At 74.1% G+C, this 22,901-nt stretch carries 25 protein-coding genes and 5 tRNA genes; 21 read left to right on the forward strand and 9 right to left on the reverse strand.

Features of this window, described 5'->3' with window-relative positions; genetic code table 11:
* Nucleotides 1-36 precede the first annotated feature (36 nt).
* Nucleotides 37-237, reverse strand: coding sequence for a DUF397 domain-containing protein (locus GTY84_RS08395; RefSeq protein WP_161225512.1), 201 nt, complete (start codon nt 235-237; stop codon nt 37-39).
* Nucleotides 234-1,079 (reverse strand): helix-turn-helix transcriptional regulator, encoded by an 846-nt coding sequence (locus GTY84_RS08400; RefSeq protein WP_161225513.1) that lies wholly within the window; start codon nt 1,077-1,079, stop codon nt 234-236. The genes GTY84_RS08395 and GTY84_RS08400 overlap by 4 nt, the downstream gene beginning before the upstream one ends.
* Before the next feature lie 124 nt (nt 1,080-1,203).
* On the opposite strand from GTY84_RS08400, the gene GTY84_RS08405 reads away from it, so the two are divergent.
* The 7 genes from GTY84_RS08405 (at nt 1,204) to GTY84_RS08435 (ending at nt 3,098) form a co-directional block, all read left to right on the forward strand.
* Nucleotides 1,204-1,701 (forward strand): ATP-binding protein, encoded by a 498-nt coding sequence (locus GTY84_RS08405; protein ID WP_161225514.1) that lies wholly within the window; start codon nt 1,204-1,206, stop codon nt 1,699-1,701.
* A gap of 54 nt (nt 1,702-1,755) precedes the next feature.
* Nucleotides 1,756-2,490: an HAD family hydrolase gene (locus GTY84_RS08410; protein WP_161225515.1), complete on the forward strand. Its 735-nt coding sequence runs from the start codon at nt 1,756-1,758 to the stop codon at nt 2,488-2,490.
* A 91-nt stretch (nt 2,491-2,581) separates the two neighbouring features.
* Nucleotides 2,582-2,653 (forward strand) — tRNA-Gln (locus GTY84_RS08415).
* A gap of 43 nt (nt 2,654-2,696) precedes the next feature.
* Nucleotides 2,697-2,769 (forward strand) — tRNA-Glu (locus tag GTY84_RS08420).
* 62 nt (nt 2,770-2,831) lie between these two features.
* Nucleotides 2,832-2,904: transfer RNA gene (locus tag GTY84_RS08425), tRNA-Glu, on the forward strand.
* A 21-nt stretch (nt 2,905-2,925) separates the two neighbouring features.
* Nucleotides 2,926-2,997, forward strand: a tRNA-Gln gene (locus GTY84_RS08430).
* A gap of 28 nt (nt 2,998-3,025) precedes the next feature.
* Nucleotides 3,026-3,098 (forward strand) — tRNA-Glu (locus GTY84_RS08435).
* 117 nt (nt 3,099-3,215) lie between these two features.
* Here GTY84_RS08435 and GTY84_RS08440 read toward each other — a convergent pair.
* Nucleotides 3,216-3,869 carry a MerR family transcriptional regulator gene (locus tag GTY84_RS08440; protein WP_161225572.1) on the reverse strand — a complete coding sequence of 218 codons (654 nt, stop codon included), beginning with the start codon at nt 3,867-3,869 and terminating at the stop codon, nt 3,216-3,218.
* Nucleotides 3,870-3,952: 83 nt separating this feature from the next.
* Between GTY84_RS08440 and GTY84_RS08445 the strand changes: the two genes are divergently transcribed.
* Entirely contained in the window at nt 3,953-4,495 is a 543-nt protein-coding gene (locus GTY84_RS08445; RefSeq protein WP_161225516.1) for a DUF4188 domain-containing protein, read from the forward strand.
* A gap of 250 nt (nt 4,496-4,745) precedes the next feature.
* Here GTY84_RS08445 and ndgR read toward each other — a convergent pair whose 3' ends face one another.
* The gene (ndgR, locus tag GTY84_RS08450; protein WP_161225517.1) at nt 4,746-5,462 is read right to left on the reverse strand and encodes an IclR family transcriptional regulator NdgR; all 717 of its coding nucleotides are present in this window, start codon (nt 5,460-5,462) and stop codon (nt 4,746-4,748) included.
* Between the two features lie 196 nt (nt 5,463-5,658).
* Between ndgR and leuC the strand changes: the two genes are divergently transcribed.
* From leuC to GTY84_RS08470, 4 genes are all read left to right on the forward strand, one after another.
* Complete coding sequence (leuC, locus tag GTY84_RS08455; RefSeq protein ID WP_161225518.1) at nt 5,659-7,089, forward strand: 3-isopropylmalate dehydratase large subunit; 1,431 nt, start codon at nt 5,659-5,661, stop codon at nt 7,087-7,089.
* Nucleotides 7,090-7,094: 5 nt separating this feature from the next.
* Entirely contained in the window at nt 7,095-7,688 is a 594-nt protein-coding gene (gene leuD / locus GTY84_RS08460; protein ID WP_161225519.1) for a 3-isopropylmalate dehydratase small subunit, read from the forward strand.
* A 252-nt stretch (nt 7,689-7,940) separates the two neighbouring features.
* Nucleotides 7,941-8,171, forward strand: coding sequence for a hypothetical protein (locus GTY84_RS08465; RefSeq protein WP_161225520.1), 231 nt, complete (start codon nt 7,941-7,943; stop codon nt 8,169-8,171).
* Nucleotides 8,172-8,306: 135 nt separating this feature from the next.
* Nucleotides 8,307-8,975, forward strand: coding sequence for an HU family DNA-binding protein (locus tag GTY84_RS08470; RefSeq protein ID WP_161225521.1), 669 nt, complete (start codon nt 8,307-8,309; stop codon nt 8,973-8,975).
* A 166-nt stretch (nt 8,976-9,141) separates the two neighbouring features.
* On the opposite strand, the gene GTY84_RS08475 is transcribed toward GTY84_RS08470, so the two are convergent.
* Nucleotides 9,142-9,345 (reverse strand): hypothetical protein, encoded by a 204-nt coding sequence (locus GTY84_RS08475; protein ID WP_161225522.1) that lies wholly within the window; start codon nt 9,343-9,345, stop codon nt 9,142-9,144.
* A 9-nt stretch (nt 9,346-9,354) separates the two neighbouring features.
* On the reverse strand, nt 9,355-9,993 hold the full coding sequence (gene cofC, locus GTY84_RS08480) for a 2-phospho-L-lactate guanylyltransferase (RefSeq protein ID WP_161225573.1): 639 nt from the start codon (nt 9,991-9,993) through the stop codon (nt 9,355-9,357).
* A 141-nt stretch (nt 9,994-10,134) separates the two neighbouring features.
* Here cofC and GTY84_RS08485 point away from each other — a divergent pair, with 141 nt between their 5' ends.
* The 3 genes from GTY84_RS08485 (at nt 10,135) to GTY84_RS08495 (ending at nt 13,260) form a co-directional block, all read left to right on the forward strand.
* A complete protein-coding gene (locus tag GTY84_RS08485) occupies nt 10,135-10,917 on the forward strand; it encodes a lysophospholipid acyltransferase family protein (RefSeq protein ID WP_161225523.1) in 783 nt (260 codons plus the stop codon).
* Nucleotides 10,918-11,012: 95 nt separating this feature from the next.
* On the forward strand, nt 11,013-11,999 hold the full coding sequence (locus GTY84_RS08490) for an NAD(P)H-dependent glycerol-3-phosphate dehydrogenase (RefSeq protein WP_161225574.1): 987 nt from the start codon (nt 11,013-11,015) through the stop codon (nt 11,997-11,999).
* Nucleotides 12,000-12,102: 103 nt separating this feature from the next.
* Entirely contained in the window at nt 12,103-13,260 is a 1,158-nt protein-coding gene (locus GTY84_RS08495) for a D-alanine--D-alanine ligase family protein (protein WP_161225524.1), read from the forward strand.
* Nucleotides 13,261-13,278: 18 nt separating this feature from the next.
* Here GTY84_RS08495 and GTY84_RS08500 read toward each other — a convergent pair whose 3' ends face one another.
* Nucleotides 13,279-13,761, reverse strand: coding sequence for a DUF3515 domain-containing protein (locus tag GTY84_RS08500; protein WP_161225525.1), 483 nt, complete (start codon nt 13,759-13,761; stop codon nt 13,279-13,281).
* A gap of 20 nt (nt 13,762-13,781) precedes the next feature.
* A complete protein-coding gene (locus GTY84_RS08505) occupies nt 13,782-14,015 on the reverse strand; it encodes an Lrp/AsnC ligand binding domain-containing protein (protein WP_161225526.1) in 234 nt (77 codons plus the stop codon).
* A 213-nt stretch (nt 14,016-14,228) separates the two neighbouring features.
* On the opposite strand from GTY84_RS08505, the gene GTY84_RS08510 reads away from it, so the two are divergent.
* Together GTY84_RS08510 and thiD are read left to right on the forward strand one after the other, a co-directional pair.
* Nucleotides 14,229-15,197 (forward strand): thiamine-phosphate kinase, encoded by a 969-nt coding sequence (locus tag GTY84_RS08510; RefSeq protein WP_161225527.1) that lies wholly within the window; start codon nt 14,229-14,231, stop codon nt 15,195-15,197.
* On the forward strand, nt 15,194-16,027 hold the full coding sequence (gene thiD, locus GTY84_RS08515; RefSeq protein ID WP_161225528.1) for a bifunctional hydroxymethylpyrimidine kinase/phosphomethylpyrimidine kinase: 834 nt from the start codon (nt 15,194-15,196) through the stop codon (nt 16,025-16,027). Before GTY84_RS08510 ends, thiD begins: the two co-directional genes overlap by 4 nt.
* A gap of 701 nt (nt 16,028-16,728) precedes the next feature.
* On the opposite strand, the gene rpmB is transcribed toward thiD, so the two are convergent.
* A complete protein-coding gene (rpmB, locus tag GTY84_RS08520; RefSeq protein WP_003993230.1) occupies nt 16,729-16,914 on the reverse strand; it encodes a 50S ribosomal protein L28 in 186 nt (61 codons plus the stop codon).
* Between the two features lie 267 nt (nt 16,915-17,181).
* On the opposite strand from rpmB, the gene GTY84_RS08525 reads away from it, so the two are divergent.
* The 4 genes from GTY84_RS08525 to coaD all read left to right on the forward strand — a co-directional run bounded on the left by GTY84_RS08525 (nt 17,182) and on the right by coaD (nt 22,896).
* Nucleotides 17,182-18,888, forward strand: a complete 1,707-nt coding sequence (locus GTY84_RS08525) for a DAK2 domain-containing protein (RefSeq protein ID WP_161225529.1) — start codon at nt 17,182-17,184, stop codon at nt 18,886-18,888.
* Between the two features lie 559 nt (nt 18,889-19,447).
* The gene (gene recG, locus GTY84_RS08530) at nt 19,448-21,655 is read left to right on the forward strand and encodes an ATP-dependent DNA helicase RecG (RefSeq protein ID WP_161225530.1); all 2,208 of its coding nucleotides are present in this window, start codon (nt 19,448-19,450) and stop codon (nt 21,653-21,655) included.
* A gap of 24 nt (nt 21,656-21,679) precedes the next feature.
* The gene (rsmD, locus tag GTY84_RS08535; protein ID WP_345943365.1) at nt 21,680-22,390 is read left to right on the forward strand and encodes a 16S rRNA (guanine(966)-N(2))-methyltransferase RsmD; all 711 of its coding nucleotides are present in this window, start codon (nt 21,680-21,682) and stop codon (nt 22,388-22,390) included.
* Between the two features lie 26 nt (nt 22,391-22,416).
* Nucleotides 22,417-22,896: a pantetheine-phosphate adenylyltransferase gene (gene coaD / locus GTY84_RS08540; RefSeq protein ID WP_345943368.1), complete on the forward strand. Its 480-nt coding sequence runs from the start codon at nt 22,417-22,419 to the stop codon at nt 22,894-22,896.
* Nucleotides 22,897-22,901: the final 5 nt, after the last annotated feature.

The following is a 22,901-nucleotide window of genomic DNA, read 5'->3' on the forward strand; positions in this document are numbered from 1 at the left end:
CCCGGCCAACGGGCGCCGCCCCTTCCGCGTCCTCGGTCAGCCCTGCCGGGTGAGGCCGAGGAAGGCGGTCCAGGTGTCCGGGCGGACGGTGAGGGTGCCGTGCGCCGGGGTCTTGGAGTCGCGGACGTGGACGGCGGCGGGGGCCGGGGCGACCTCCACGCACTCGCCGCCGGCGCCACTGCTGTAGCTGCTCTTGAACCAGCGGAGGGAAGGGACTTCGGACCGCTCGGTGTTCATAGCTCTCCTCGCAGCAACTTCTCGATGTGGCGCAGGGACTCGTCAGGGGACAGCGCCTGGGCTCGCAGGATTCCATACCGCACGGCCATGCCGCGTACGGACTCCTTGTCGGTGATCACCTGGCCGCGGTCCTGGCTCTCGATGTACGCCACCTGGTCCCCGCCCTCCGGCGTCATCAGCGTGAACGGACCGGCCGCACCCGGGTGGTCGGTGGTCCGGGTCGGCATCACCTGGATCTCCACGTTCGGGTTTTCCGCGACGAGACGCAAGTGTTCGAGCTGTCCCCGGAGCACTTCCGCGTCGCCGTAGGGCCGTTCCAGTACGGACTCCTCGATGACGAAGCTCAGGGTGGGGGCGGGGGCGCGGTCGAAGATCTTGTGCCGGGTCATCCGGGCGGAGACCATCTGCTCGGTCTCCCGCTCGCTGCGCCGTGGACGCCACGAGGCGAACATCGTCCTCGCGTACTCCTCGGTCTGGAGGAGCCCCGGGATCGCGAGGACGGCGTACGCGTGGAACTCGACCGCTTCCTCCTCGATCCGCGCCGCGTCGCGGAAGAACGCCGGGTAGCGGGTCAGCGCCACCGGCCGCTTCATCGCGAGCAGGATGCCCCCGGCCTCCAGCAGTTGGTCGAGCCTGTCGATGGCGTTGGGGCGGGCGATCCGCCGCCCCTGCTCGATGGCCGCGATCTGCGCCTCGCTGTAGCCCAGCAACTGCCCCAGCGCCGCCTGGGTGTGCCCGGCCCGCTCCCGCAGGATCTTGACCTGCCGGCCGAACGACCGCAGCAGTTCGTCGGCCGGGTCCTCGCTCCGCCGCACGGCGGTCTGCTCCGGAACCTGTGTCATGGTCTCGCCTCCAGCACCCGTCTCACCACCGACCCCGACAGAAGACCCACCGCAGTCGCACAGCCACGCTGTGTAGGGATGTCGTCGCTGGTCAACGTACGCGCGTCCGGCCACGCTCGGGCCCATGACGACAGAAACGCACCCTTCCGTGGAGACCCGCCGACGCCCCGTGTCCGCCGGGGAGTTCCACATGCGCTTCAGCGCGACGCCGCGCGGCGCCCGGCTGGCGCGCAGGCTCGCCGCGCACCGCCTCGCCGTCTGGGGGCACCCGTACGACTCGGAGCCGAACGACACCGTGACCCTGGTCGTCGGCGAACTGGCCGCCAACGCGGTGACGCACGGACGGGTGCCGGGCCGCGACTTCAGGCTCCGCCTGACGCTGGACGGGCCGGGGCGGCTGGTGCGGGTCGAGGTGACCGACACCCGGGACGACCGGGTGCCGCCGGAGCCCTCCGCCGCGCCGCCCGGCCCGTACGCCGAGTCGGGGCGCGGCCTCTGGCTGGTCGACGCCCTCGCCGAGCGCTGGGGCGTCTCCCCGCGCGCGGAGGGCGGGCCGGGCAAGACGGTGTACGCGGAGGTCCGGCTCCCGGGAGCCGTGCCCCCCGGGCCCGGGGCCGCTTAGGGCCTCTCGTTCGGATCAGGCCGGATCCGAACGAAAGACCCTAGGCTGGGTGCCATGCCGATCGAAGCCGTGGTCTGGGACATCGACGACACCCTGTTCGACTACACCACCGCCGACCGCCGGGGGATGCGCGAGCACCTCGCGGCCGAGGGGCTGCTCGCCGGGTACGACTCGGCGGACGAGGCGCTGGCGCGGTGGCGGGAGATCACCGACCGGCAGTGGGCCCGGTTCGCCGCCCGCGAGGTGGACTTCGTCACACAGCGGCGCGACCGCACCCGGGTCTTCCTCGGCTCGCCCGGACTGACGGACGCCGAGGCCGACGCGTGGTTCGACCGGTACGTCACCCACTACGAGGCCGCCTGGGCGCTCTTCCCGGACGTCCTGCCCGTCCTGGACGACCTGGCGGCCAGCCACCGGCACGCCGTGCTCTCCAACTCCAGCCTCACGGTCCAGGACCGCAAGCTGCGCGTGCTCGGCGTCCACGACCGCTTCGAGGCCATCCTGTGCGCGGCCGAGCTGGGCGTCTCCAAGCCGGAGGCGGGGGCCTTCCTCGCCGCCTGCGACGCGCTCGGCCTCGCCCCGGACCGGGTGGCCTACGTCGGCGACCACCCGGAGATCGACGGCAGGGGCGCGGCCGAGGCCGGACTGCTGTCGGTGTGGATCGACCGGGGCGGCCGGTCCGCCGGCCCGGAGGCGCCGTCCGGTCACCACCGCATCGCGTCACTGGCCGAACTGCCCGCGCTGCTGCGCACCGGAACTCGTTTTGGAGCGCCGTCCACCTTCGGGTAATGTTCTTCCTGCGCCGCCGGGGAGCGGGCCGAAAGGCCGGAACCGGAGGTGCAAGACAGGAACAAAAGGTCCTCAGGGGCTTGCGTTTCAGTGGCCTATGGTGTAATTGGCAGCACGACTGATTCTGGTTCAGTTAGTCTTGGTTCGAGTCCAGGTAGGCCAGCTCGCAGAGCTCATCTGCGCCGTGGAGATCCTCTCTCCGCAAAGCCCCCGTTGTGTAGCGGCCTAGCACGCCGCCCTCTCAAGGCGGTAGCGCCGGTTCGAATCCGGTCGGGGGTACAGATCCTTCCCGCGAGGGCGGTCCGGGTAGCTCCCGCCGCTCTCGATGCAGGATCGCTAGGGCCCCCGTTGTGTAGCGGCCTAGCACGCCGCCCTCTCAAGGCGGTAGCGCCGGTTCGAATCCGGTCGGGGGTACTGACTGGTCTAAACCATCATTGGTCTATGGTGTAATTGGCAGCACGACTGATTCTGGTTCAGTTAGTCTTGGTTCGAGTCCAGGTAGACCAGCTCGGACCTGCGGAAACGCAGAGTCCAGGCCCCCGTTGTGTAGCGGCCTAGCACGCCGCCCTCTCAAGGCGGTAGCGCCGGTTCGAATCCGGTCGGGGGTACACGGTCCGAAGGGGCCCTCCAGTCACGGAGGGCCCCTTCGCCGTTCCCGGGCGCCATCGCGAGGGCCTGTCGCCCCGCCGCCGTGCGGCCCGTTCCCGCGCGCCGCCGCGCGGCCCTCACCCCGTGCCGTAGCGCCGCGAGGTCTCCTCCTGCTGCGCCAGCCGGTGCAGCGCCAGCAGGGCCGGCGGGAACAGCACCGCCGCCGCCACCGCCACCTCCGTCCGCTCCGCCACCGACCCGTACGTCTCCATGAAGTCCAGGTCGCGCCGGGCCACCTCGCGCATCAACTCCGCGTAGGGCGCCATCCGTTCCGCGTCCCACGGGTACTCCAGCCGCCGCAGCGCCGCCACCGCCGCCACCAGCGAACGGTGCGCCGGGGAGACGGCGGCCGAACCGCGCGCGCACTCCCAGCCCAGCAGCTCCAGCAGCCGGTCCACCTCCGCCCGCGCCGACGCCGCCGCCGGGTCCTCCTCGTCCGGCCCGGCCGGCCCGGTGTCCTGGGGCAGCGCCCACATGGCCCCGCCCAGCCGGGCCCGGTGGTCCAGCGAGTCGTCGTCGACGTACCCGAGCACCTCGCGCGCCGTCGCCACCGGCACCCCGCCCACCTGGATCAGCGCCCGCACCAGCCGCAGCCGCCGCAGATGCCCCTCGTCGTACTCGGCCGTCGTCGCGTTGACCGGCCGGCCCGGCGGCAGCAGGCCCTCCCGCAGGTAGTACTTGATGGTCGCGGTGGAGATCCCGCTCCGCTCGCTCAGTACGGACAGCCGCATCCCTTGCGCCTCCCTCATGGATAGGGGCACTATCCAAACACGGGCACTTGGAGAGTGCCGCTCACCGACGACAGGGGGACCCCATGCACGGCACGTCCGTCACCGCGGGCCGGACCACCGCGGACACCGAGGGGGACGTGGCCGTCCTGCTCATCGGCATGCGGATCAACCGCTTCCGGGCCGTGCGCCACTGGCTGCCGGTCTTCCTGGCCATGCCGCGGATGCTGCGCGAACTGGCCGCGGACCCGGACAGCGGGCTGCTCGGCCACGTCCTGCTGATGGGCTCGCCCCGGGTCCTCTACCTCGTCCAGTACTGGGAGTCCGGGGAGAAGCTGCGCGCCTACGCCCACGCGCCCGGCCTGACCCACCACCCGGCCTGGACGGACTTCAACCGCCGGCGGCGGCAGGCGGCGGGGCGGGGGCACGTGGGGCTCTGGCACGAGACGTACCTCGTCCCGGAGGGCTCCCACGAGTCGGTCTACGTCGACATGCCGCCCTTCGGGCTCGCGGCGGCCCACGGCCAGGTGCCCGTCGAGCGGCGCGGCCGGAGCGCGGCGGAGCGGCTGGCCCACCGGGCGCCCCGGCGGACGGCTCCCGGGGCGGGGGCGTCCCCGGCGGAGAGCTGAGGACGGAGCGTCTCCAGCGGCGGGCGGGCGGACGCGCGGGTGCGGGGCGCCGGTCCGGGGGGAGCGCCGCTGGACCGCCGTGGCGGCCTGGGGGCGGGATCGGGCGGTGCCGGGTGGGGCATCGGGGGGCGGGGCCGGTGCGTCCGCGTGCGCCACCGAGGGGGGCGGGGCAAAAGAAGAACCCGGTCGCGCCGGGCCCGCCGCGGCGTTGAGGCGGGCCCTGGGTGACCGGGTACCGGAGGAAGGGGGATCAGCCGTTGCGGCGCAGCGCCTCGGAGAGGCGCCCGGCGGCGTCGATGACCGCCTGCGCGTGCATCCGCCCCGGGTGGCGCGACAGACGCTCGATGGGGCCGGAGACCGACACGGCGGCCACCACGCGGTTGGAGGGGCCCCGCACCGGCGCGGAGACCGAGGCGACGCCGGGCTCCCGCTCGCCGATGGACTGCGCCCAGCCGCGGCGCCGCACGCCCGACAGGGCCGTCGCCGTGAAGCGGGCGCCCTGGAGCCCCCGGTGCAGCCGCTCCGGCTCCTCCCAGGCCATGAGGATCTGCGCCGAGGACCCGGCCTTCATGGTGAGCGTCGAGCCCACCGGGACCGTGTCCCGCAGCCCCGACAGCCGCTCGGCGGCGGCCACGCAGATGCGCATGTCGCCCTGGCGGCGGTAGAGCTGGGCGCTCTCGCCCGTGATGTCGCGCAGATGGGTGAGGACCGGGCCCGCCGTGGCGAGCAGGCGGTCCTCGCCCGCCGCCGCGGCCAGCTCGGCCAGGCGCGGACCGAGGATGAAGCGGCCCTGCATGTCGCGCGCCACCATACGGTGGTGTTCCAGTGCCACGGCCAGGCGGTGGGCCGTGGGTCGTGCCAGTCCGGTGGCACCGACCAGACCCGCGAGGGTGGCCGGACCGGACTCCAGAGCGCTGAGGACGAGGGCCGCCTTGTCCAGAACGCCGACGCCGCTACTGTTGTCCATGCAACGATACTCGCGTCTCACTCTGTGAAACGCAAGTTCAATTTTCCGTGGAACACGCCACTCTGGAGGGCACGAAGGCACAGGGGCCCCGGACGTGCGGGCCCCGTGGCGGTCGCCCGGATTCCAGGGGTGGGGGCGCCGCTTCCTCAGAATCTCTAGTTGGGTCGGCGCCTCGTCGCCGGCCGGAGGGAAAGCGATGGGTAGGACACTCGCGGAGAAGGTCTGGGACGACCACGTCGTCCGGCGCGCCGAGGGCGAGCCCGACCTCCTCTTCATCGATCTGCACCTGCTGCACGAGGTGACCAGCCCGCAGGCCTTCGACGGCCTCCGCAAGGGCGGCCGGCCGGTGCGGCGGCTCGACCTGACCATCGCCACCGAGGACCACAACACCCCCACGCTCGACATCGACAAGCCCATCGCGGACCCGGTCTCCCGGGCCCAGCTGGAGACGCTGCGCAAGAACTGCGCGGAGTTCGGCGTCCGGCTGCACCCGCTGGGCGACATCGAGCAGGGCGTGGTGCACGTCGTCGGCCCCCAGCTCGGCCTGACCCAGCCCGGCACCACCGTGGTCTGCGGCGACTCGCACACCTCCACGCACGGTGCCTTCGGCGCGCTGGCGTTCGGCATCGGCACCTCCCAGGTCGAGCACGTGCTGGCCACCCAGACGCTCCCGCTGGTCCGTCCGAGGACCATGGCGATCACCGTGAACGGCGAGCTGCCCGAGGGCGTCACGGCCAAGGACCTGATCCTGGCGATCATCGCCCGCATCGGCACCGGCGGCGGCCAGGGCTACATCCTGGAGTACCGGGGCGAGGCCATCGAGAAGCTCTCGATGGAGGCCCGCATGACCATCTGCAACATGTCCATCGAGGCCGGTGCCCGCGCGGGCATGATCGCCCCCGACGAGACCACCTTCGCCTACCTCAAGGGCCGCGCGCACGCCCCCGAGGGCGCCGACTGGGACGAGGCCGTCGCCTACTGGAGCACGCTGCGCACCGACGACGACGCCGAGTTCGACGCCGAGGTCGTCATCGAGGCCGCCGAACTGTCGCCGTTCGTCACCTGGGGCACCAACCCGGGCCAGGGCGCGCCGCTGTCCGCCGCCGTGCCGGACCCGGCCTCCTACGAGGACGACTCGGAGCGCCTGGCCGCCGAAAAGGCCCTGGAGTACATGGGGTTGGAGGCCGGGCAGCCGCTGCGGTCCATCGCCGTGGACACCGTCTTCGTCGGCTCCTGCACCAACGGCCGCATCGAGGACCTGCGCGCCGCCGCCGAGATCGTCCGGGACCGCAAAGTCGCCGACGGCGTACGCATGCTGGTCGTCCCCGGCTCCGCCCGGGTGGGCCTCCAGGCCGTCTCCGAGGGGCTGGACGCGGTCTTCAAGGAGGCCGGCGCCGAGTGGCGGCACGCGGGCTGCTCGATGTGCCTGGGCATGAACCCGGACCAGCTCGCCCCCGGTGAGCGCTCCGCCTCCACCTCCAACCGCAACTTCGAGGGGCGGCAGGGCAAGGGCGGCCGTACCCATCTGGTCTCGCCGCAGGTCGCCGCCGCGACGGCGGTGCTGGGCCACCTGGCCTCCCCGGCCGACCTGTCCGCCGCCGACGTCCCCACGCCCGCTGGAGTCTGAGAGTCATGGAAGCCTTCACCACCCACACCGGCCGGGCCGTCCCGCTGCGCCGCAGCAACGTCGACACCGACCAGATCATCCCCGCCCACTGGCTCAAGAAGGTGACCCGGGACGGGTTCGAGGACGGGCTGTTCGAGGCCTGGCGCAAGGACCCGGAGTTCGTCCTCAACCGCCCCGAGCGGCAGGGCGCCTCCGTCCTGGTCGCCGGACCCGACTTCGGCACCGGCTCCTCCCGCGAGCACGCGGTCTGGGCCCTGCAGAACTACGGCTTCAAGACCGTGATCTCCTCCCGCTTCGCCGACATCTTCCGCGGGAACTCGCTGAAGAACGGTCTGCTCACGGTCGTCCTGGACCAGGGGACCGTGGAGGCCCTCTGGGCGGTCACCGAGGCCGACCCGCAGGCCGAGATCACCGTCGACCTGGAGGCCCGCGAGGTGCGCGCCGAGGGCGTCACCGCCGCCTTCGAGCTGGACGAGAACTCCCGCTGGCGGCTGCTGAACGGGCTGGACGACATCTCGATCACCCTCCAGAACGAGGAGGACATCGCCGCGTACGAGTCCCGGCGCCCCTCGTACAAGCCGCGGACCCTCCCCGTCTGACCACGGTCGCTTTTCGGCCACCCGACACACCCGCTGTACCCCCGATCGGACCGATCGGGGGTACAGCCTTTTTTCTGCCCCGGTCCGCCCGCCGGACGCCCCTCCGGGACGCCAACTCCGCAGGTTACGGGCCTGGTTGGCCGGGTAGGCGGAGGCTGGAACGGTGTCCTCCGGAGGGGTCGGAAAGGGCTCGCCGGGCGGGAGTTGCCCCCTGCGCAGGTGACAACTCGCCCTAGATGGCACAATCTGTGCATGGACCACGACGGCCAACTCCAGCTCTACGCGGCGGTCGCGGTCCGGCTGAAAGAGGCGCACACAAGAGTGCGCGCACTGCAAGTCCCGGAGGGCGTACGGATGGCGCTGACCCGGAAGCTGCTGGTCATTACGGCCGCGGCCAAACACGATCTGGCCGGCGCGGTGCGGCGTCTGGACCGGTTCACAGCGGACCTCGACGCGGGGCGATTCCCCGAAGAGGAACGCTGAACGGTCCGGGCCGACCGAGTCCGTTGCGGCACAAGGGTGATTAGCCCGTTTCGTGTTTGATTTGCGGTATATATCTGCCTAACGTGCGAAATAGCTTGAACACATTCGTTCTGGCGAAGTTCCGAAGGGGAAGACGTGAACAAGGCGCAGCTCGTAGAAGCGATTGCCGACAAGCTGGGAGGACGGCAGCAGGCCGCCGACGCCGTCGACGCGGTCCTGGACGCCCTCGTCCGCGCGGTGGTCGCGGGCGACCGGGTCTCGGTCACCGGCTTCGGCTCCTTCGAGAAGGTCGAGCGTCCGGCCCGCTACGCCCGCAATCCCCAGACGGGGGAGCGGGTTCGGGTCAAGAAGACCTCCGTGCCCCGCTTCCGTGCGGGCCAGGGCTTCAAGGACCTGGTGAGCGGGTCGAAGAAGCTTCCGAAGAACGACATCGCGGTCAAGAAGGCCCCCAAGGGCAGCCTCTCCGGCCCCTCACCCACCATCGCCAAGGCCGCGGGCAAGAAGGCCGCCGCCAAGAAGGCCACGGGCGCGGCCAAGAAGGCGGCCACGGCCCGCAAGGCCACCACCACCGCGGCGGCGAAGAAGGCCACCGCCAAGAAGACCGCGGGCACGGCGAAGACGGCGGCGGCCGCGGCGAAGAAGACCACCGCCAAGAAGACCGCGGCCAAGACCACCGCGGCGGCGGCGAAGAAGACGGCGGCCAAGAAGGCCCCCGCCAAGAAGGTCACGGCCACCAAGGCGCCCGCCAAGAAGTCGACGGCCCGCAAGACCACCGCCAAGAAGGCCACCGCCCGCAAGAAGTAGCGGCACCCCGCAGCCGCATCCCGCACGGACGCCACGCACGGTCGGGGGACCGCGCGGGCGGACGCGCCGGACGGACGCGGCGCACGGGCACAGGGCATTCACGCGCCGGGCCGGACTCCCCACCGGAGTCCGGCCCGCGGCGTCGTGGAACGGCCCGGGGAGCCGCTCAGAACGTCTGCAGCGTCACCAGGGTGATCCGGCGCTCCGCGCCCGCCCCCTCGGTCTCCACGCGCACCCGCTGACCGGGCCGCAGCAGCCGCAGCCCGCCCGCGTCGAAGGCCGCCGCGTCGAACGGCACGGGCGTGCCGTCGTCGAGCAGCACCTGCCCGCTGCGGCTGTCGGGGTCGTACGTGTACGCGGTCGCCTGCATGCCCGCAGCCTACTGCCCGGTGATCGGCAACCGCGCGGCCACCGCGGCCGTATGGGGACCCACCCCGAGCGTCAGCGCCGCCCGCAGATCGGCGCCGGTGTCCACGTCCCGGCGCACCGAGTCGACCGACGCCAGGAGCAGCTCCCGCGCGCCCGAGGCCCGGTGCCGGGCCCGCGAATCCCCGCCGAAAGCCGGGGCCAATTCCCGGCCGGGGGCCGCCGTCAGCAGGGTGGTGCCGATTTCCGCCGCATCCGGGAGAAAAGCGCGCGGGAATTGTCCCGCCGCCGCCAGCACCCGGGCCAATTCCCCGGGGCGCAGCGCCGGGAGGTCGGCGTTCAGCGCCGCCACCGGGCGCCGGGGCCGGACGGCCCGCACCGCCGCGGCCCCCCGCGCCAGCGCCGCGTTCAGCCCGCCGCCCGGTTCCTCCGCGACGATCCCCGCGCCCAGCGCCGCCAGCGCCCGGCCCGCCCGGCGGTCCTCGGTGACGACCGCCACATCCGCCACCGCCGGACAGGCCAGCGCCGCGCTCACGGTGTCCTGCGCGAAGGCCAGCGCCAGACCCGGCCGGAGCCCGTCCCCCGCGGTGTCCGAGAGTCTGCTCTTGGCCCGCTCCAGGGCCTTCACGGGTACGACCAGGGTCCACTGCACGAGCGTTCCGTCCTCTTCTCGTCGCGCCATTCCGACCTGGGCCCCCGGCGCTCCACGGCGCGGGGCGTACGGTGTCCTCGACACACGGGCGGCCCCGGGCGACACTTGTCCGACCCCAGGCCATGGAAGAAAGGTGTTCGCGTGCCCCGCCGCAGAATCGGCTTCTGGTACCGCTTCGCCGCGGTGATCTGCAAACCGCCGCTGGTGGTTCTGATCAAGCGGGACTGGCGGGGAATGGAGAACATTCCGGCCGACGGCGGATTCATCACCGCCGTGAACCACAATTCCCACATCGACCCCTTCGCGTACGCGCACTACCAGTACAACACCGGCCGCGTGCCGCGATTCCTCGCGAAGAGCGGGCTCTTCCGGAAGGGCCTCGTCGGCGCCGCCATGCGCGGCACCGGGCAGATCCCCGTCTACCGCGAGTCCACGGACGCGCTGAGCGCCTTCCGGGCCGCCATCGACGCCGTGGAGCGCGGCGAGTGCGTCGCCTTCTACCCCGAGGGCACCCTCACCCGCGACCCCGACGGCTGGCCCATGACGGCCAAGACCGGTGCCGCGCGCGTCGCCCTGCAGACCAAGTGCCCGGTCGTCCCCGTCGCCCAGTGGGGCTGCAACGAGATCCTGCCGCCGTACGCGAAGAAGCCGAGCCTGCTGCCCCGCAAGACCCACCGGGTGCTGGCCGGCCCGCCGGTGGACCTGTCGCGCTTCTACGACCGCGAGATGACCGCGGAGGTCCTCAAGGAGGCGACGGAGGTCATCATGGCCGCCATCACCGCCCTCCTGGAGGAGGTCCGCGGTGAGCGGGCCCCCGAGACCCCCTACGACCCGCGCCGGGAGCGGATCGAGCAGCGGCGCCGCACCCGGGCGCAGACGGAGACCGGTGCCCGGGAGCAGCGGGCGGAAGGGCGGGGCGCGTGAACGGGCCCGACAGCGGACGGGAATCCGCCCCCGCCGACCCGGACCCCCGGCCGGCGGCCGGGACCGCCCCGGCGGCGGCGCCGCTCAGGGCGGCCGTGTTCGGCACCGGGTCCTGGGGCACCGCCTTCGGCATGGTCCTCGCCGACGCCGGGTGCGAGGTGACCCTCTGGGGGCGCCGGGCCGCCCTCGCCGAGGCCGTCAACTCCACCCGGGTCAACCCCGACTACCTGCCCGGCATCGAGCTGCCCCGGAACCTGCGGGCCACCACCGACGCCGCCGAGGCCGCGCGCGGCGCCGACTTCACCGTCCTCGCCGTGCCCTCCCAGACGCTCCGCGCCAACCTGGCCGAGTGGAAGCCGCTGCTCGCGCCCGGCACCGTCCTGGTCTCCCTGATGAAGGGCGTCGAACTCGGCTCCGCGATGCGGATGAGCGAGGTGATCGAGGACGTCGCCGGGGTCGGCGCCGACCGCGTCGCCGTGGTCACCGGCCCCAACCTGGCCCGTGAGATCGCCGCCCGCATGCCGGCCGCCGCCGTCGTCGCCTGCCCCGACGAGGCCGTCGCCCGGCGGCTCCAGACCGCCTGCCACACGCCCTACTTCCGCCCGTACACCAACACCGACGTGACCGGCTGCGAACTCGGCGGCGCCGTCAAGAACGTCATCGGGCTGGCCGTCGGGATCGCGGACGGCATGGGCCTGGGCGACAACGCCAAGGGCTCCCTCATCACCCGCGGCCTCGCCGAGACCACCCGCCTCGGCGTCGCCCTCGGCGCCGACCCGCTGACCTTCTCCGGGCTGGCCGGGCTCGGCGACCTGGTGGCCACCTGTTCCTCCCCGCTCTCCCGGAACCACACCTTCGGCACCAACCTCGGCAGGGGCATGACCCTGGAGGAGACCATCGCGGTCACCCGGCAGACCGCCGAGGGCGTCAAGTCCTGCCAGTCGGTGCTCGATCTGGCCCGGCGGCACGGCGTCGACATGCCGATCACCGAGACGGTCGTCGCCATCGTGCACCGGGGCAAGTCCCCGGTGGCCGCCGTCAAGGAGCTGATGTCGCGCAGCGCGAAGCCCGAACGACGCTGAGCGACGCGGGCCGCGCCGGGGACGCCAACCCGGTGACGGCCCGCGCCGCGCGGCCCGGCCGACGGGTACCCCGGGCCCCCGGGGCGGGTACTCTCGACCCGATATGAGCACCGAGAACCTCCCCCAGAGCCCCGAACAGCCGCCCCGCAGGCCGCGGGTGGCCGTCGTGTTCGGCGGGCGCAGCTCCGAGCACGGCATCTCCGTGGTCACCGCCGGCGCCGTCCTCGCGGCCATCGACCGGACGGCCTACGACGTCCTGCCGATCGGCATCACCCAGGACGGCCGCTGGGCGCTCACCGCCGACGAGCCCGAACGCATGGCGATCGCCGAGCGCCGCACCCCCAGCGTCGACCAGCTCGCGGAGTCCACCGAGGGCACCGTGGTGCTCCCCGTCGACCCCGCCGACCGCGAGGTCGTCTACACCGAACCCGGTGCGGTGCCCAAGGCGCTCGGCGAGGTCGACGTCGTCTTCCCCGTCCTGCACGGCCCCTACGGGGAGGACGGCACCCTCCAGGGCCTGCTGGAGCTGTCCGGGGTGCCGTACGTCGGCTCGGGCGTCCTGGCCTCCGCCGTCGGCCAGGACAAGGAGTACATGAAGCGGGTGTTCACCTCCTACGGGCTGAAGGTCGGCCCGTACCTGGTGGTCCGGCCCCGCGAATGGGACCGGGACCGCGACGGTGCCCGCCGCCGCATCGCGGAGTTCGCCGGCGAGCACGGCTGGCCGCTCTTCGTGAAGCCCGCCCGCGCGGGCTCCTCCATCGGCATCACCAAGGTCGACGGCCCCGAGGGCCTCGACGCGGCCATCGAGGAGGCCCGGCGCCACGACCCGAAGATCCTCGTCGAGGCCGCCCTGCGCGGACGCGAGATCGAGTGCGGGGTGCTGGAGTTCGAGGACGGCCCGCGCGCCTCGGTCCCCGCGGAGATCCCGCCGCCCGCCGCGCACGCCTACTACGACTTCGAGGCCAAGTACATCGACTCCACCCCCGGTGTGGTCCCCGCCCCGCTGACCGGGGAGGAGACCGCCGAGGTGCGGCGGCTCGCCGTCGCGGCCTTCGACGCGGCCTCCTGCGAGGGGCTGGTGCGCGCGGACTTCTTCCTCACCGAGGACGGGGAGTTCGTGATCAACGAGATCAACACCATGCCCGGCTTCACGCCGATCTCCATGTACCCGCAGATGTGGCGGGCGACCGGGGTGTCCTATCCGGAGCTGGTGGACCGGCTCATCCAGGCGGCGCTGCGGCGCTCCACCGGCCTGCGCTGACCGGGCGGGCCCGGCGGCTCAGGAGGCGATCCCCTCGGGGATCGCCTTCTTCACGGCCGGGGCCAGGTCGACCAGCGGAGCCATCCCGTCCGGGACCCGCTCCTCGGGCACCGACACCTCGACGTACGCCTCGCGCAGGGTCGTGGTGAACCGGAAGCCCCCGTCGTCCCGCTCGCTCAGCATCCAGCCCACCCCGTCGACCTCCACGCCGTCGGCCTTCGGGTCGTCCATCTCGGGCGGCCGGGGCACCCCGCAGCGCAGTATGATCAGCGGGTTTCCCCAGCCCGCCGTCAACGCGGAGGCGGGAGTGGGATCCTTCCGTTCCAGGCCGTCCACCGTCGGCGGCAGCGCCTCGTCCAGGTTCTGGCACATCCCGGCGACCGACGCGTCCGGGCTCGGAACCGCCACCGCCGCGCTGCCGTCACCGGAGGAGCAGCCCGCGGCGACGATCAGCAGGGCGGACGCGGACAGGCCGAGGAGCCGGTGACGAGAGGAGTTCACCGGCACAGCGTAGTCGGGGGCTAGAGATGGACGACGGGGCAGGTCAGGGTCCGGGTGATGCCCTCCACCTGCTGGACCCGGGCGACCACCATGCGGCCCAGCTCGTCCACGGAGTCGGACTCGGCACGGACGATGACGTCATAGGGACCCGTCACGTCCTCGGCCTGGATGACCCCGGGCAGCCCCCGGATCGTCCCGGCGACGGCCGACGCCTTGCCGACCTCCGTCTGGATCAGGATGTACGCCTGTACCACGGAACCTCCAGTGCGGCCACGAGGATCATGTGGGGGAAAAGGAACGCCACGGTATCGCGTCGCCGCCGCCCGCGGGGAGACCTGCGGGCGGTGACACCGCGCGCCGGGGTGAGAACACGACACCACGTTGACGACAACGCCGACCGCGCCGGCGGTCCGAACGACCGCAGCCGGGACCGGGCGCGGACAGGGACAGAAGGGGAGCCAAGGCACATGAAGGGGACTGTTGGTGAGCTCGGGGAGTTCGGGCTCATCAGGGAGCTCACCTCCCGTCTCACCACCACGCCGGCGGTCCGGGTCGGCCCCGGGGACGACGCGGCCGTGGTCGCGGCACCCGACCGCCGGGTGGTGGCCAGCACCGACGTCCTCGTCGAGGGCCGCCACTTCCGCCGTGACTGGTCCACCGCCTACGACGTCGGCCGCAAGGCCGCGGCGCAGAACCTCGCGGACATCGCCGCCATGGGCGCCGTGCCCACCGCGCTCCTGCTCGGCCTGGTCGTCCCCGCCGAGCTGCCCGTGACCTGGCCGACCGAGCTGATGGACGGGCTGCGCGACGAGTGCCAGGTCGCCGGGGCCGCCGTGGTCGGCGGCGACGTGGTGCGCGGCGACACCATCACCGTCTCCATCACCGCCCTCGGCGACCTGCGCAACCAGGAGCCGGTCACCCGGGGCGGCGCCCGGCCCGGCGACCTTGTCGCGGTGACCGGCTGGCTCGGCTGGTCCGCGGCCGGTTTCGCGGTGCTGTCCCGGGGGTTCCGCTCCCCGCGCGCCTTCGTCGAGGCCCACCGGCGCCCCGAGCCGCCCTACCACGCGGGACCGGCCGCCGCCGGGCTCGGAGCCACCGCCATGTGCGACGTGAGCGACGGCCTGATCGCCGACCTCGGCCACATCGCGGAGGCCAGCAAGGTGCGCATCGACATCGCCTCCGGGCAGATCGACATCCCGTCCCAGATGAACGACATCGGCCAGGCCGTCGGCGTCGACCCCATGCAGTGGGTGCTGACCGGGGGCGAGGACCACGCGATCGTGGCCACCTTCCCGCCGGACGTGAAGCTGCCCGCCCGCTGGAAGGTCATCGGCGAGGTCCTCAACCCCTCCGCGCTGCCCCAGGTCACCGTGGACGGCGCGCCCTGGACCAGCAAGGGCGGCTGGGACCACTTCGGCGGGGAGGTCGAGGGATGAGGCCGCCCCTGGTGCTCACCGTGGCCGGCTCCGACTCCGGCGGCGGCGCCGGGATCCAGGCCGACCTGAAGACCATGCTCGCCCTCGGCACCCACGGCATGAGCGTCCTCACCGCCGTCACCGCGCAGAACTCGCTGGGCGTGCAGGGCGCCTGGGAGCTGCCGGTGGAGGCGGTCCGCGCCCAGTACCGCAGCGTCGTCGACGACATCGGCGTCCAGGCGGTCAAGACCGGCATGCTCTCCTCCGCGGAACTCGTGGCGGCCGTCGCGGAGCTGCTCGCGGGCACCGGCGCGCCCGCCGTCGTCGACCCGGTCGGCGTCTCCAAGCACGGCGACGCGCTGCTGGCCGCCTCCGCCCTGGACGCGGTACGCACCGCGCTGCTGCCGGTTGCCACCGTCGCCACCCCCAACCTCGACGAGGTCGCCCAGCTCACCGGGGTGCGGGTGGAGTCCCGGGACGATCTGCGCCGGGCGGCGGACGCGCTGCTGGGGTTCGGGCCGCGCTGGGCGCTGATCAAGGGCGGCCATCTCTCCGGCGACGCCGTCGACCTGCTCACCGACGGCTCCGAGGAGCACTGGCTGAGCGCGCCGCGCCTGGACAACCGGCACACCCACGGCACCGGCTGCACCCTCGCCTCGGCCATCGCCTGCGGGCTGGCCAAGGGGCGGTCCGTGCCGCGCGCCGTGCGCGAGGCCAAGGAGTACGTCACGGGGGCCATCGCCGCCGGGTTCGCCCTCGGCGGGGGCATCGGCCCGGTCGACCACGGGTGGGCGCTCGGGCGGGAGGCCGCCGAAGGGGACCCCGCCGGAGGGGACGCCGCCGGGCGGTGACGGGTGCTCACGGGCTGGGGCGCCGGGCGGTGACGGCCATCGCCGCCGGGCGGTGCGGGGCTCGGCGGCGGGGCGGTGAGGGGCTCGGGCGCCGGTCCGTCCGTCCCGCCGGTCCTGCCGTCCCGCCGTTCCTGCCGTCCCGCCGGTCCCGCCGTGTCGCCGGTGTCGGCACCGGTCCGCCCGGCACCGGAAGCCGGCCAGCCGGGGCGGCTCGTGCGGGACCCGGCCGGGCGGGAGACCGCCGGAAAGACGCCGTCCTGCGCCGCCCCGGCAACGGGAAGCCGACGCGCCGGGGCTGTCCGGGGGCGGGGATGTGCGGGACGGGACGGTGGCGGTGGTCCGGGGCTGGGCGTCCCGAATCGGGTGCCCCGAATCGGACCGTCCGGCGCCCCGCTCCCACGCGGCCTGCGACGCCAACCGCGAGGCCGGGGCCGTCGGACGGGACCGGGCGGCGGGAGGTCCGGCGCCGGGAGGGAGGGGGCCGCGCGGTGGGGAGTGCCGGGCGCCCGTCAGGGCAGGGCGCGGGCGCGGGAGGCCGCCGGGCGGCGCGGGCCGCCCCTGCCGGTGCCGATCACGGCAGGCCGCGGGTCATGGTACGCGGCGGCCCGGCGGAACCGCGGACAGCAGAAAGCCGGCCCACCTGACGGTGGACCGGCTCCGTGCGGCGAGCAAGGCAGTGGCCGCGCGCTCAAGCTGACGCGTCAGCGCGAGACCTTGCCGGCCTTGATGCACGAGGTGCAGGCGTTAACGCGCTTCGGCGTCCCGCCGACCACGGTACGCACACGCTGGATGTTCGGGTTCCAGCGACGGGACGTACGGCGGTGCGAGTGCGAGATGTTGTTGCCGAAGCCCGGCCCCTTGCCGCAGACGTCGCAGTTGGCAGCCACGGGTCACTCCAAAGACTTCAGATGCACTTACGGTTGATCCCGGCATGCCGGGATCGGGAACTCGGGCCGCGTGAGCGGACGGGAACCAGAGTGGCGGTGCCAGGGGGAGAGCCCGATCGGATCGGGCAACCGGAGCAGCATACAACGACTGCTCCCGTACAACGAAACTACCACGGAGGTCCGGACCACCGTCCCCGGCCCGCTTTCCGGTGGGCGCCCTCCCACGGTCTACGCTGCCAGCCAGTCCGGCAGCCCAGGGAGGCACAGGTGGCGCAGGTGCCGCAGAGGTTCTTCGACGCTCTGGCGGTGCGCACCTGGTGCGGGCTGGCGCTGCGGGCGCTGGGCGGGGCGCGCGAGGAGATCGACGCGATCAACGTCTATCCGGTCGCGGACGGGGACACCGGCACCAACATGTACCTGACCGTGGAGTCCGCCGCCGCCGCCGTGGAGGCGGTGTTCGCCGCCCACGCGATGGGCGCGGACGGGGACACCGGGGACGGCGCCGGGGGCCCGACGACGGCCGAGGCCGCGGAGGCCATGGCGCACGGCGCGCTGATCGGCGCGCGCGGCAACTCCGGCACCATCCTGGCCCAGTTGCTGCGCGGCATGGCCCAGGTGCTGACCGCCGGGCCGGAGTCCGCCCCGGCCGGGGGCCCGGAGCTGCGGCGGGCCCTGCGCCGCGCCGCCGACTCCGCCCGGCAGGCCGTGGCCCATCCGGTCGAGGGCACCGTCCTGACCGTCGCCTCGGCCGCCGCCGACGCCGCCGACGCGGCGGGGGACGGCTGCGGGGAGGTGGCCCGCGCCGCGTACGCCGGAGCCCGCGAGGCGCTCGCCGGGACACCGGAGCGGCTGCCCGTGCTGGCCCGCGCCGGGGTCGTCGACGCCGGGGGGCGGGGGCTGGTGGCGGTGCTCGGGGCGCTGGTCCAGACGCTGACGGGGGAGCCGCCCGATCCGGGCCGGGGGCCGGTCCCCGCGTTCGTGGCGCCCGCGCGGGCGGTGGACGTCCCGTCCGGCGCCGGGGGGTGCGCCTGCGACGACGACGCCGGGGCCGGACCGGCCTTCGAGGTGACGTATCTGCTGGAGGCGGGCGACGAGGCCGTCGCCCGGCTGCGGGGGCGGCTCGACGCCCTCGGGGACTCCCTCGTGGTGGTCGGCGGCGACGGGCTGTGGAACGTGCACGTCCACGTCGACGACGCGGGCGCCGCCGTGGAGGCGGGCGTCGAGGCCGGGCGGCCCCACCGCATCCGGATCACCCACTTCGGCGCCGGTCAGGGCCACGCGGCCGGGACCGAGCGCCCGGCCCGCGAGCGGGCGCAGCGGGCCGTGGTCGCCGTCGTGCCGGGCGAGGGGCTGGCCGGGCTGTACACGGGGGCGGGCGCCACCGCGGTGCTCGCCCGCCCGGGGGAGCCGCCCGCCAGCGGGGAGCTGGTGCAGGCCGTGCGGCTGGCGCACGCCCGGGAGGTCGTGCTGCTGCCCAACGACGACGAGCTGCGCCACACCGCCGCCGCGGCGGCCGAGCAGGCGCGCGCGGAGGGCGTCCGGGTCGCCCTGATCCCGACCCGCTCGGCGGTCCAGGGCATCGCCGCGCTGGCGGTGCACGAGCCGGAGCGGCGCTTCGACGAGGACGTGGTGGCGATGACCTCGGCGGCCGGGGCGACCCGGCACGCGGAGGTCACCGTGGCCGAGCACCGGTCCTGGACCTCGGCCGGCATCTGCCAGGCCGGTGACGTGCTCGGCCTCGTCGACGGGGACGTGGCCGTCATCGGAACGGACGTCGCCCAGGTCGCCGCCACCGTCCTGGACCGGATGCTCGCGGCGGGCGGGGAACTCGTCACCCTCGTCCTGGGGGCCGGGGCGCCCCCGACCGTCGCCCCGTACCTGGAGGCCCGGGTCCGGGACTCCTACCTGGCCGTCGACGCCGTCACCTACCAGGGCGGCCACCAGGGCTCCCTGCTCCTCATCGGAGTGGAGTGACGGAACCCCCGGCTCCCGGCCGGGACGGGGCCGGCCTCCGGACCGATGCCCCGGCCGGGTCCGGCCCCGGCCCCAGACCCGGCCGCGGGCTCCGGCTCCCGCCGGACCGCCCTCCTGCCGGGCCGTCCCTTGGTCGGGACGCCGCCGCCCGGCGCGTCCGGATGGGCGCGCCCGTCACCGCACGGGACCCCTGGGGGCCGGGAAGCGCCCCCGCTCCGCGCGGTCCGGGCCCCGGCGTGGGTGCCGGGCGCGGACTTCTGCCGGGCTGTTCCCCGCCGGGCACTTCCTCCGGCGGGCCGTCCCGTCGCCGGGGTGCCTGCCGCCGTGCGGCGCCCGTGGCCCCGTGGGCGGCGCCCGTGGTCCCGTGGGTGGCGCCCTCACTCCGCAGGACTCCCGGCCCCGGGAGGCGGTGCCCCGTTCCGCGGGACCCGGGGCCGCGCCCCCGTTCCGCGGGAGCCTCGCCCCGGACGCGCCTCCGGAGGCGGTCTCCGGGCCGGTCGTGGAGGGTCCGGGCGGGTGGCGGGCCGTGGTTGTCGGTGGCGTGGTGTGCAATGGGGGCGTGTCCGAACCGCGTGATTCCCTGCGACAGCCGCTGACGTCGGTGCTCGGCCCCGCCACCGCGAAGGTGATGGCCGAGCACCTCGGTCTGCACACCGTCGGCGACCTCCTGCACCACTACCCCCGCAGATACGAGGAGCGCGGCCAGCTCACGCACCTCGCCGACCTCCCCATGGACGAGCACGTCACCGTGGTCGCCCAGGTCGCGGACGCCCGGCTGCACACCTTCGCCTCCCCCAGGGCGCCGCGCGGCAAGGGCCAGCGCCTCGAAGTGACCATCACGGACGGCAGCGGCCGGGTCCAGCTCGTCTTCTTCGGCAACGGCGTCCACAAGCCCCACAAGGACCTGCTGCCCGGCACCCGCGCGATGTTCGCGGGCAAGGTCTCCGTCTTCAACCGGCGCCTCCAGCTCGCCCACCCCGCCTACGAACCGCTGAGCGGCGAGGGCGACGGGGAGGCCGCCGAATCCTGGGCGGGCACCCTGATCCCGCTGTACCCGGCCACCGCCAAGCTGGAGTCCTGGAAGCTCGCCAAGGCCGTCCAGACGGTGCTGCCCAGCGCCGAGGAGGCCGTCGACCCGCTCCCCGGGTCCCTGCGCGAGGGCCGGGGCCTGCTCCCGCTGCCCGAGGCCCTGCGGAGGATCCACCGCCCGCGGACCCGGGCGGACGTCGAGGACGCCCGCGCCCGCCTCAAGTGGGACGAGGCGTTCGTCCTCCAGGTCGCCCTCGCCCGCCGCCGGCACGCCGAGACCCAGCTCCCCGCCGTCCCCCGGAGACCCGGTCCGGACGGGCTGCTCGCCGCCTTCGACGAGCGGCTCCCCTTCACCCTCACCGACGGCCAGACGCGGGTCTCCCGCGAGATCTTCGACGACCTCGCCACCGACCACCCCATGCACCGCCTCCTCCAGGGCGAGGTCGGCAGCGGCAAGACCATGGTCGCCCTGCGCGCCATGCTCGCCGTCGTCGACGCGGGCGGACAGGCCGCGATGCTCGCGCCCACCGAGGTCCTCGCCCAGCAGCACCACCGGTCGATCGTCGAGATGATGGGCGCGCTGGCCGAGGGCGGCACCCTCGGCGCCGCCGAGCACGCCACCGGGGTGACCCTGCTCACCGGCTCCATGGGCGCCGCCGCCCGGCGCGCCGCCCTGCTCGACCTGGTCACCGGCGAGGCCGGCATCGTCATCGGCACCCACGCCCTGATCGAGGACAAGGTGCGCTTCCACGACCTCGGCCTGGTCGTCGTCGACGAACAGCACCGCTTCGGCGTGGAGCAGCGCGACGCCCTGCGCGGCAAGGGCGCGCAGCCCCCGCACCTGCTCGTGATGACCGCCACGCCCATCCCGCGCACCGTCGCCATGACCGTCTTCGGCGACCTGGAGACCTCCGTCCTCGACCAGCTCCCGGCAGGGCGCTCCCCGATCGCCAGCCATGTCGTCCCCGCCGCCGACAAGCCCCACTTCCTCACCCGCGCCTGGGAGCGGGTGCGCGAGGAGGTCTCCGGCGGCCACCAGGCGTACGTCGTCTGCCCGCGCATCGGCGACGAGGAGGAGACTCCCGGCCCGAAGGCGCCGGCCGGTGGCGCCGAGGCCGACCGGCGCCCCCCGCTCGCCGTCCTCGACGTGGCCGAGCAGCTCGCCGGAGGGCCCCTGCTGGGGCTGCGGGTCGAGGTGCTGCACGGCAGGATGCCCCCCGACGACAAGGACGCCGTCATGCGCCGCTTCGCGGCCGGCGAGACCGACGTCCTGGTCGCCACCACCGTCATCGAGGTCGGCGTCAACGTGCCCAACGCCACCGCCATGGTGATCCTGGACGCGGACCGCTTCGGCGTCTCCCAGCTCCACCAGTTGCGCGGCCGGGTCGGCCGCGGCTCGGCCCCGGGGCTGTGCCTGCTGGTCACCGAGATGCCCGCGGCGAGCGCCGCCCGGACCCGGCTGGACGCCGTCGCCGGGACCCTGGACGGCTTCGAGCTGTCCCGGCTCGACCTCGAACAGCGCCGCGAGGGCGACGTCCTGGGCCAGGCCCAGTCCGGCGTCCGGACCTCGCTGCGGGTGCTCACCGTCATCGAGGACGAGGAGATCATCGCCCAGGCCCGGGAGGAGGCCGCCGCCACCGTGGCCGCCGACCCGGAGCTGGCCGGGCTGCCCGCGCTGCGCACCGCCCTGGACGCGCTCCTGGACGAGGAGCGGGAGCAGTACCTGGAGAAGGGCTGAGCCCGGCCCGGCGGGAGCGCACCGGTGCCCGGCGCCTGCCAGACTGGACCCGCACCGTCGCGATCCCGGCCAGCCGCGGCCCGTACCGCCCCGGCCGGGCCACGCCCGCCCCGTGCCACCCGCCGACCCACGACCAAGGACCCCCAGATGACCCGCGTGATCGCCGGCAAGGCCGGCGGACGCCGCCTCGCCGTCCCGCCCGGGACCGGCACCCGGCCCACCTCCGACCGCGCGCGCGAGGGACTCTTCTCCACCTGGCAGTCCCTGCTCGGCGGCCCGCTCGACGGCGACCGCGTCCTCGACCTGTACGCCGGCTCCGGCGCCGTCGGCCTGGAGGCGCTCTCCCGGGGCGCCGGCCACGTCCTGCTCGTCGAGGCGGACGCCCGCGCCGCCCGCACCGTCCGCGACAACGCCCGTGCCCTCGGGCTCCTCGGCGCCGAGGTCCGGCCGGGCCGGGCGGAGCAGATCGTCCACGCCGCGCCCCCGGCCGAGCCGTACGGCGTCGTCTTCCTGGACCCGCCCTACGCCGTCTCCGACGACGATCTCCGCGAGATCCTCCTCACACTCCGCACCGGGGGCTGGCTCACCGCCGACGCGCTCGTCACCGTGGAGCGCAGCACCAGAGGCGGTGAATTCCGCTGGCCGGACGGCTTCGACGCGCTCCGCTCCCGTCGCTACGGAGAGGGAACGTTTTGGTACGGTCGCGCCGCCCCCGCGTGCGAAGCCGCACGATGACCGGACCGGAGAGCGAGGAACCCCAAGTGCGCCGCGCCGTCTGTCCCGGGTCGTTCGACCCCATCACCAACGGACACCTCGACATCATCGCCCGTGCCTCCAGCCTCTACGACGAGGTCTATGTGGCGGTGATGATCAACCAGTCGAAGAAGGGCCTCTTCACGATCGAGGAGCGCATCGACTTCATCCGCCAGGTCACCGCCGAGTACGGGAACATCCGCGTGGAGTCCTTCCACGGGCTCCTCGTCGACTTCTGCAAGCAGCGCGAGATCCCCGCCATCGTCAAGGGCCTGCGCGCCGTCAGCGACTTCGACTACGAACTCCAGATGGCCCAGATGAACAACGGCCTCTCCGGCGTCGAGACCCTCTTCATCCCCACCAACCCCACCTACAGCTTCCTGTCGTCCTCGCTGGTCAAGGAGGTCGCGACCTGGGGCGGCGACGTCGCCCACCTGGTGCCGCCACTGGTCCTGGGCCCCCTCACCGCGCGGCTGCGCGGGGAGTGACCGCG

Source organism: Streptomyces sp. SID8352, assembly GCF_009862265.1.
Classification (GTDB): domain Bacteria; phylum Actinomycetota; class Actinomycetes; order Streptomycetales; family Streptomycetaceae; genus Streptomyces.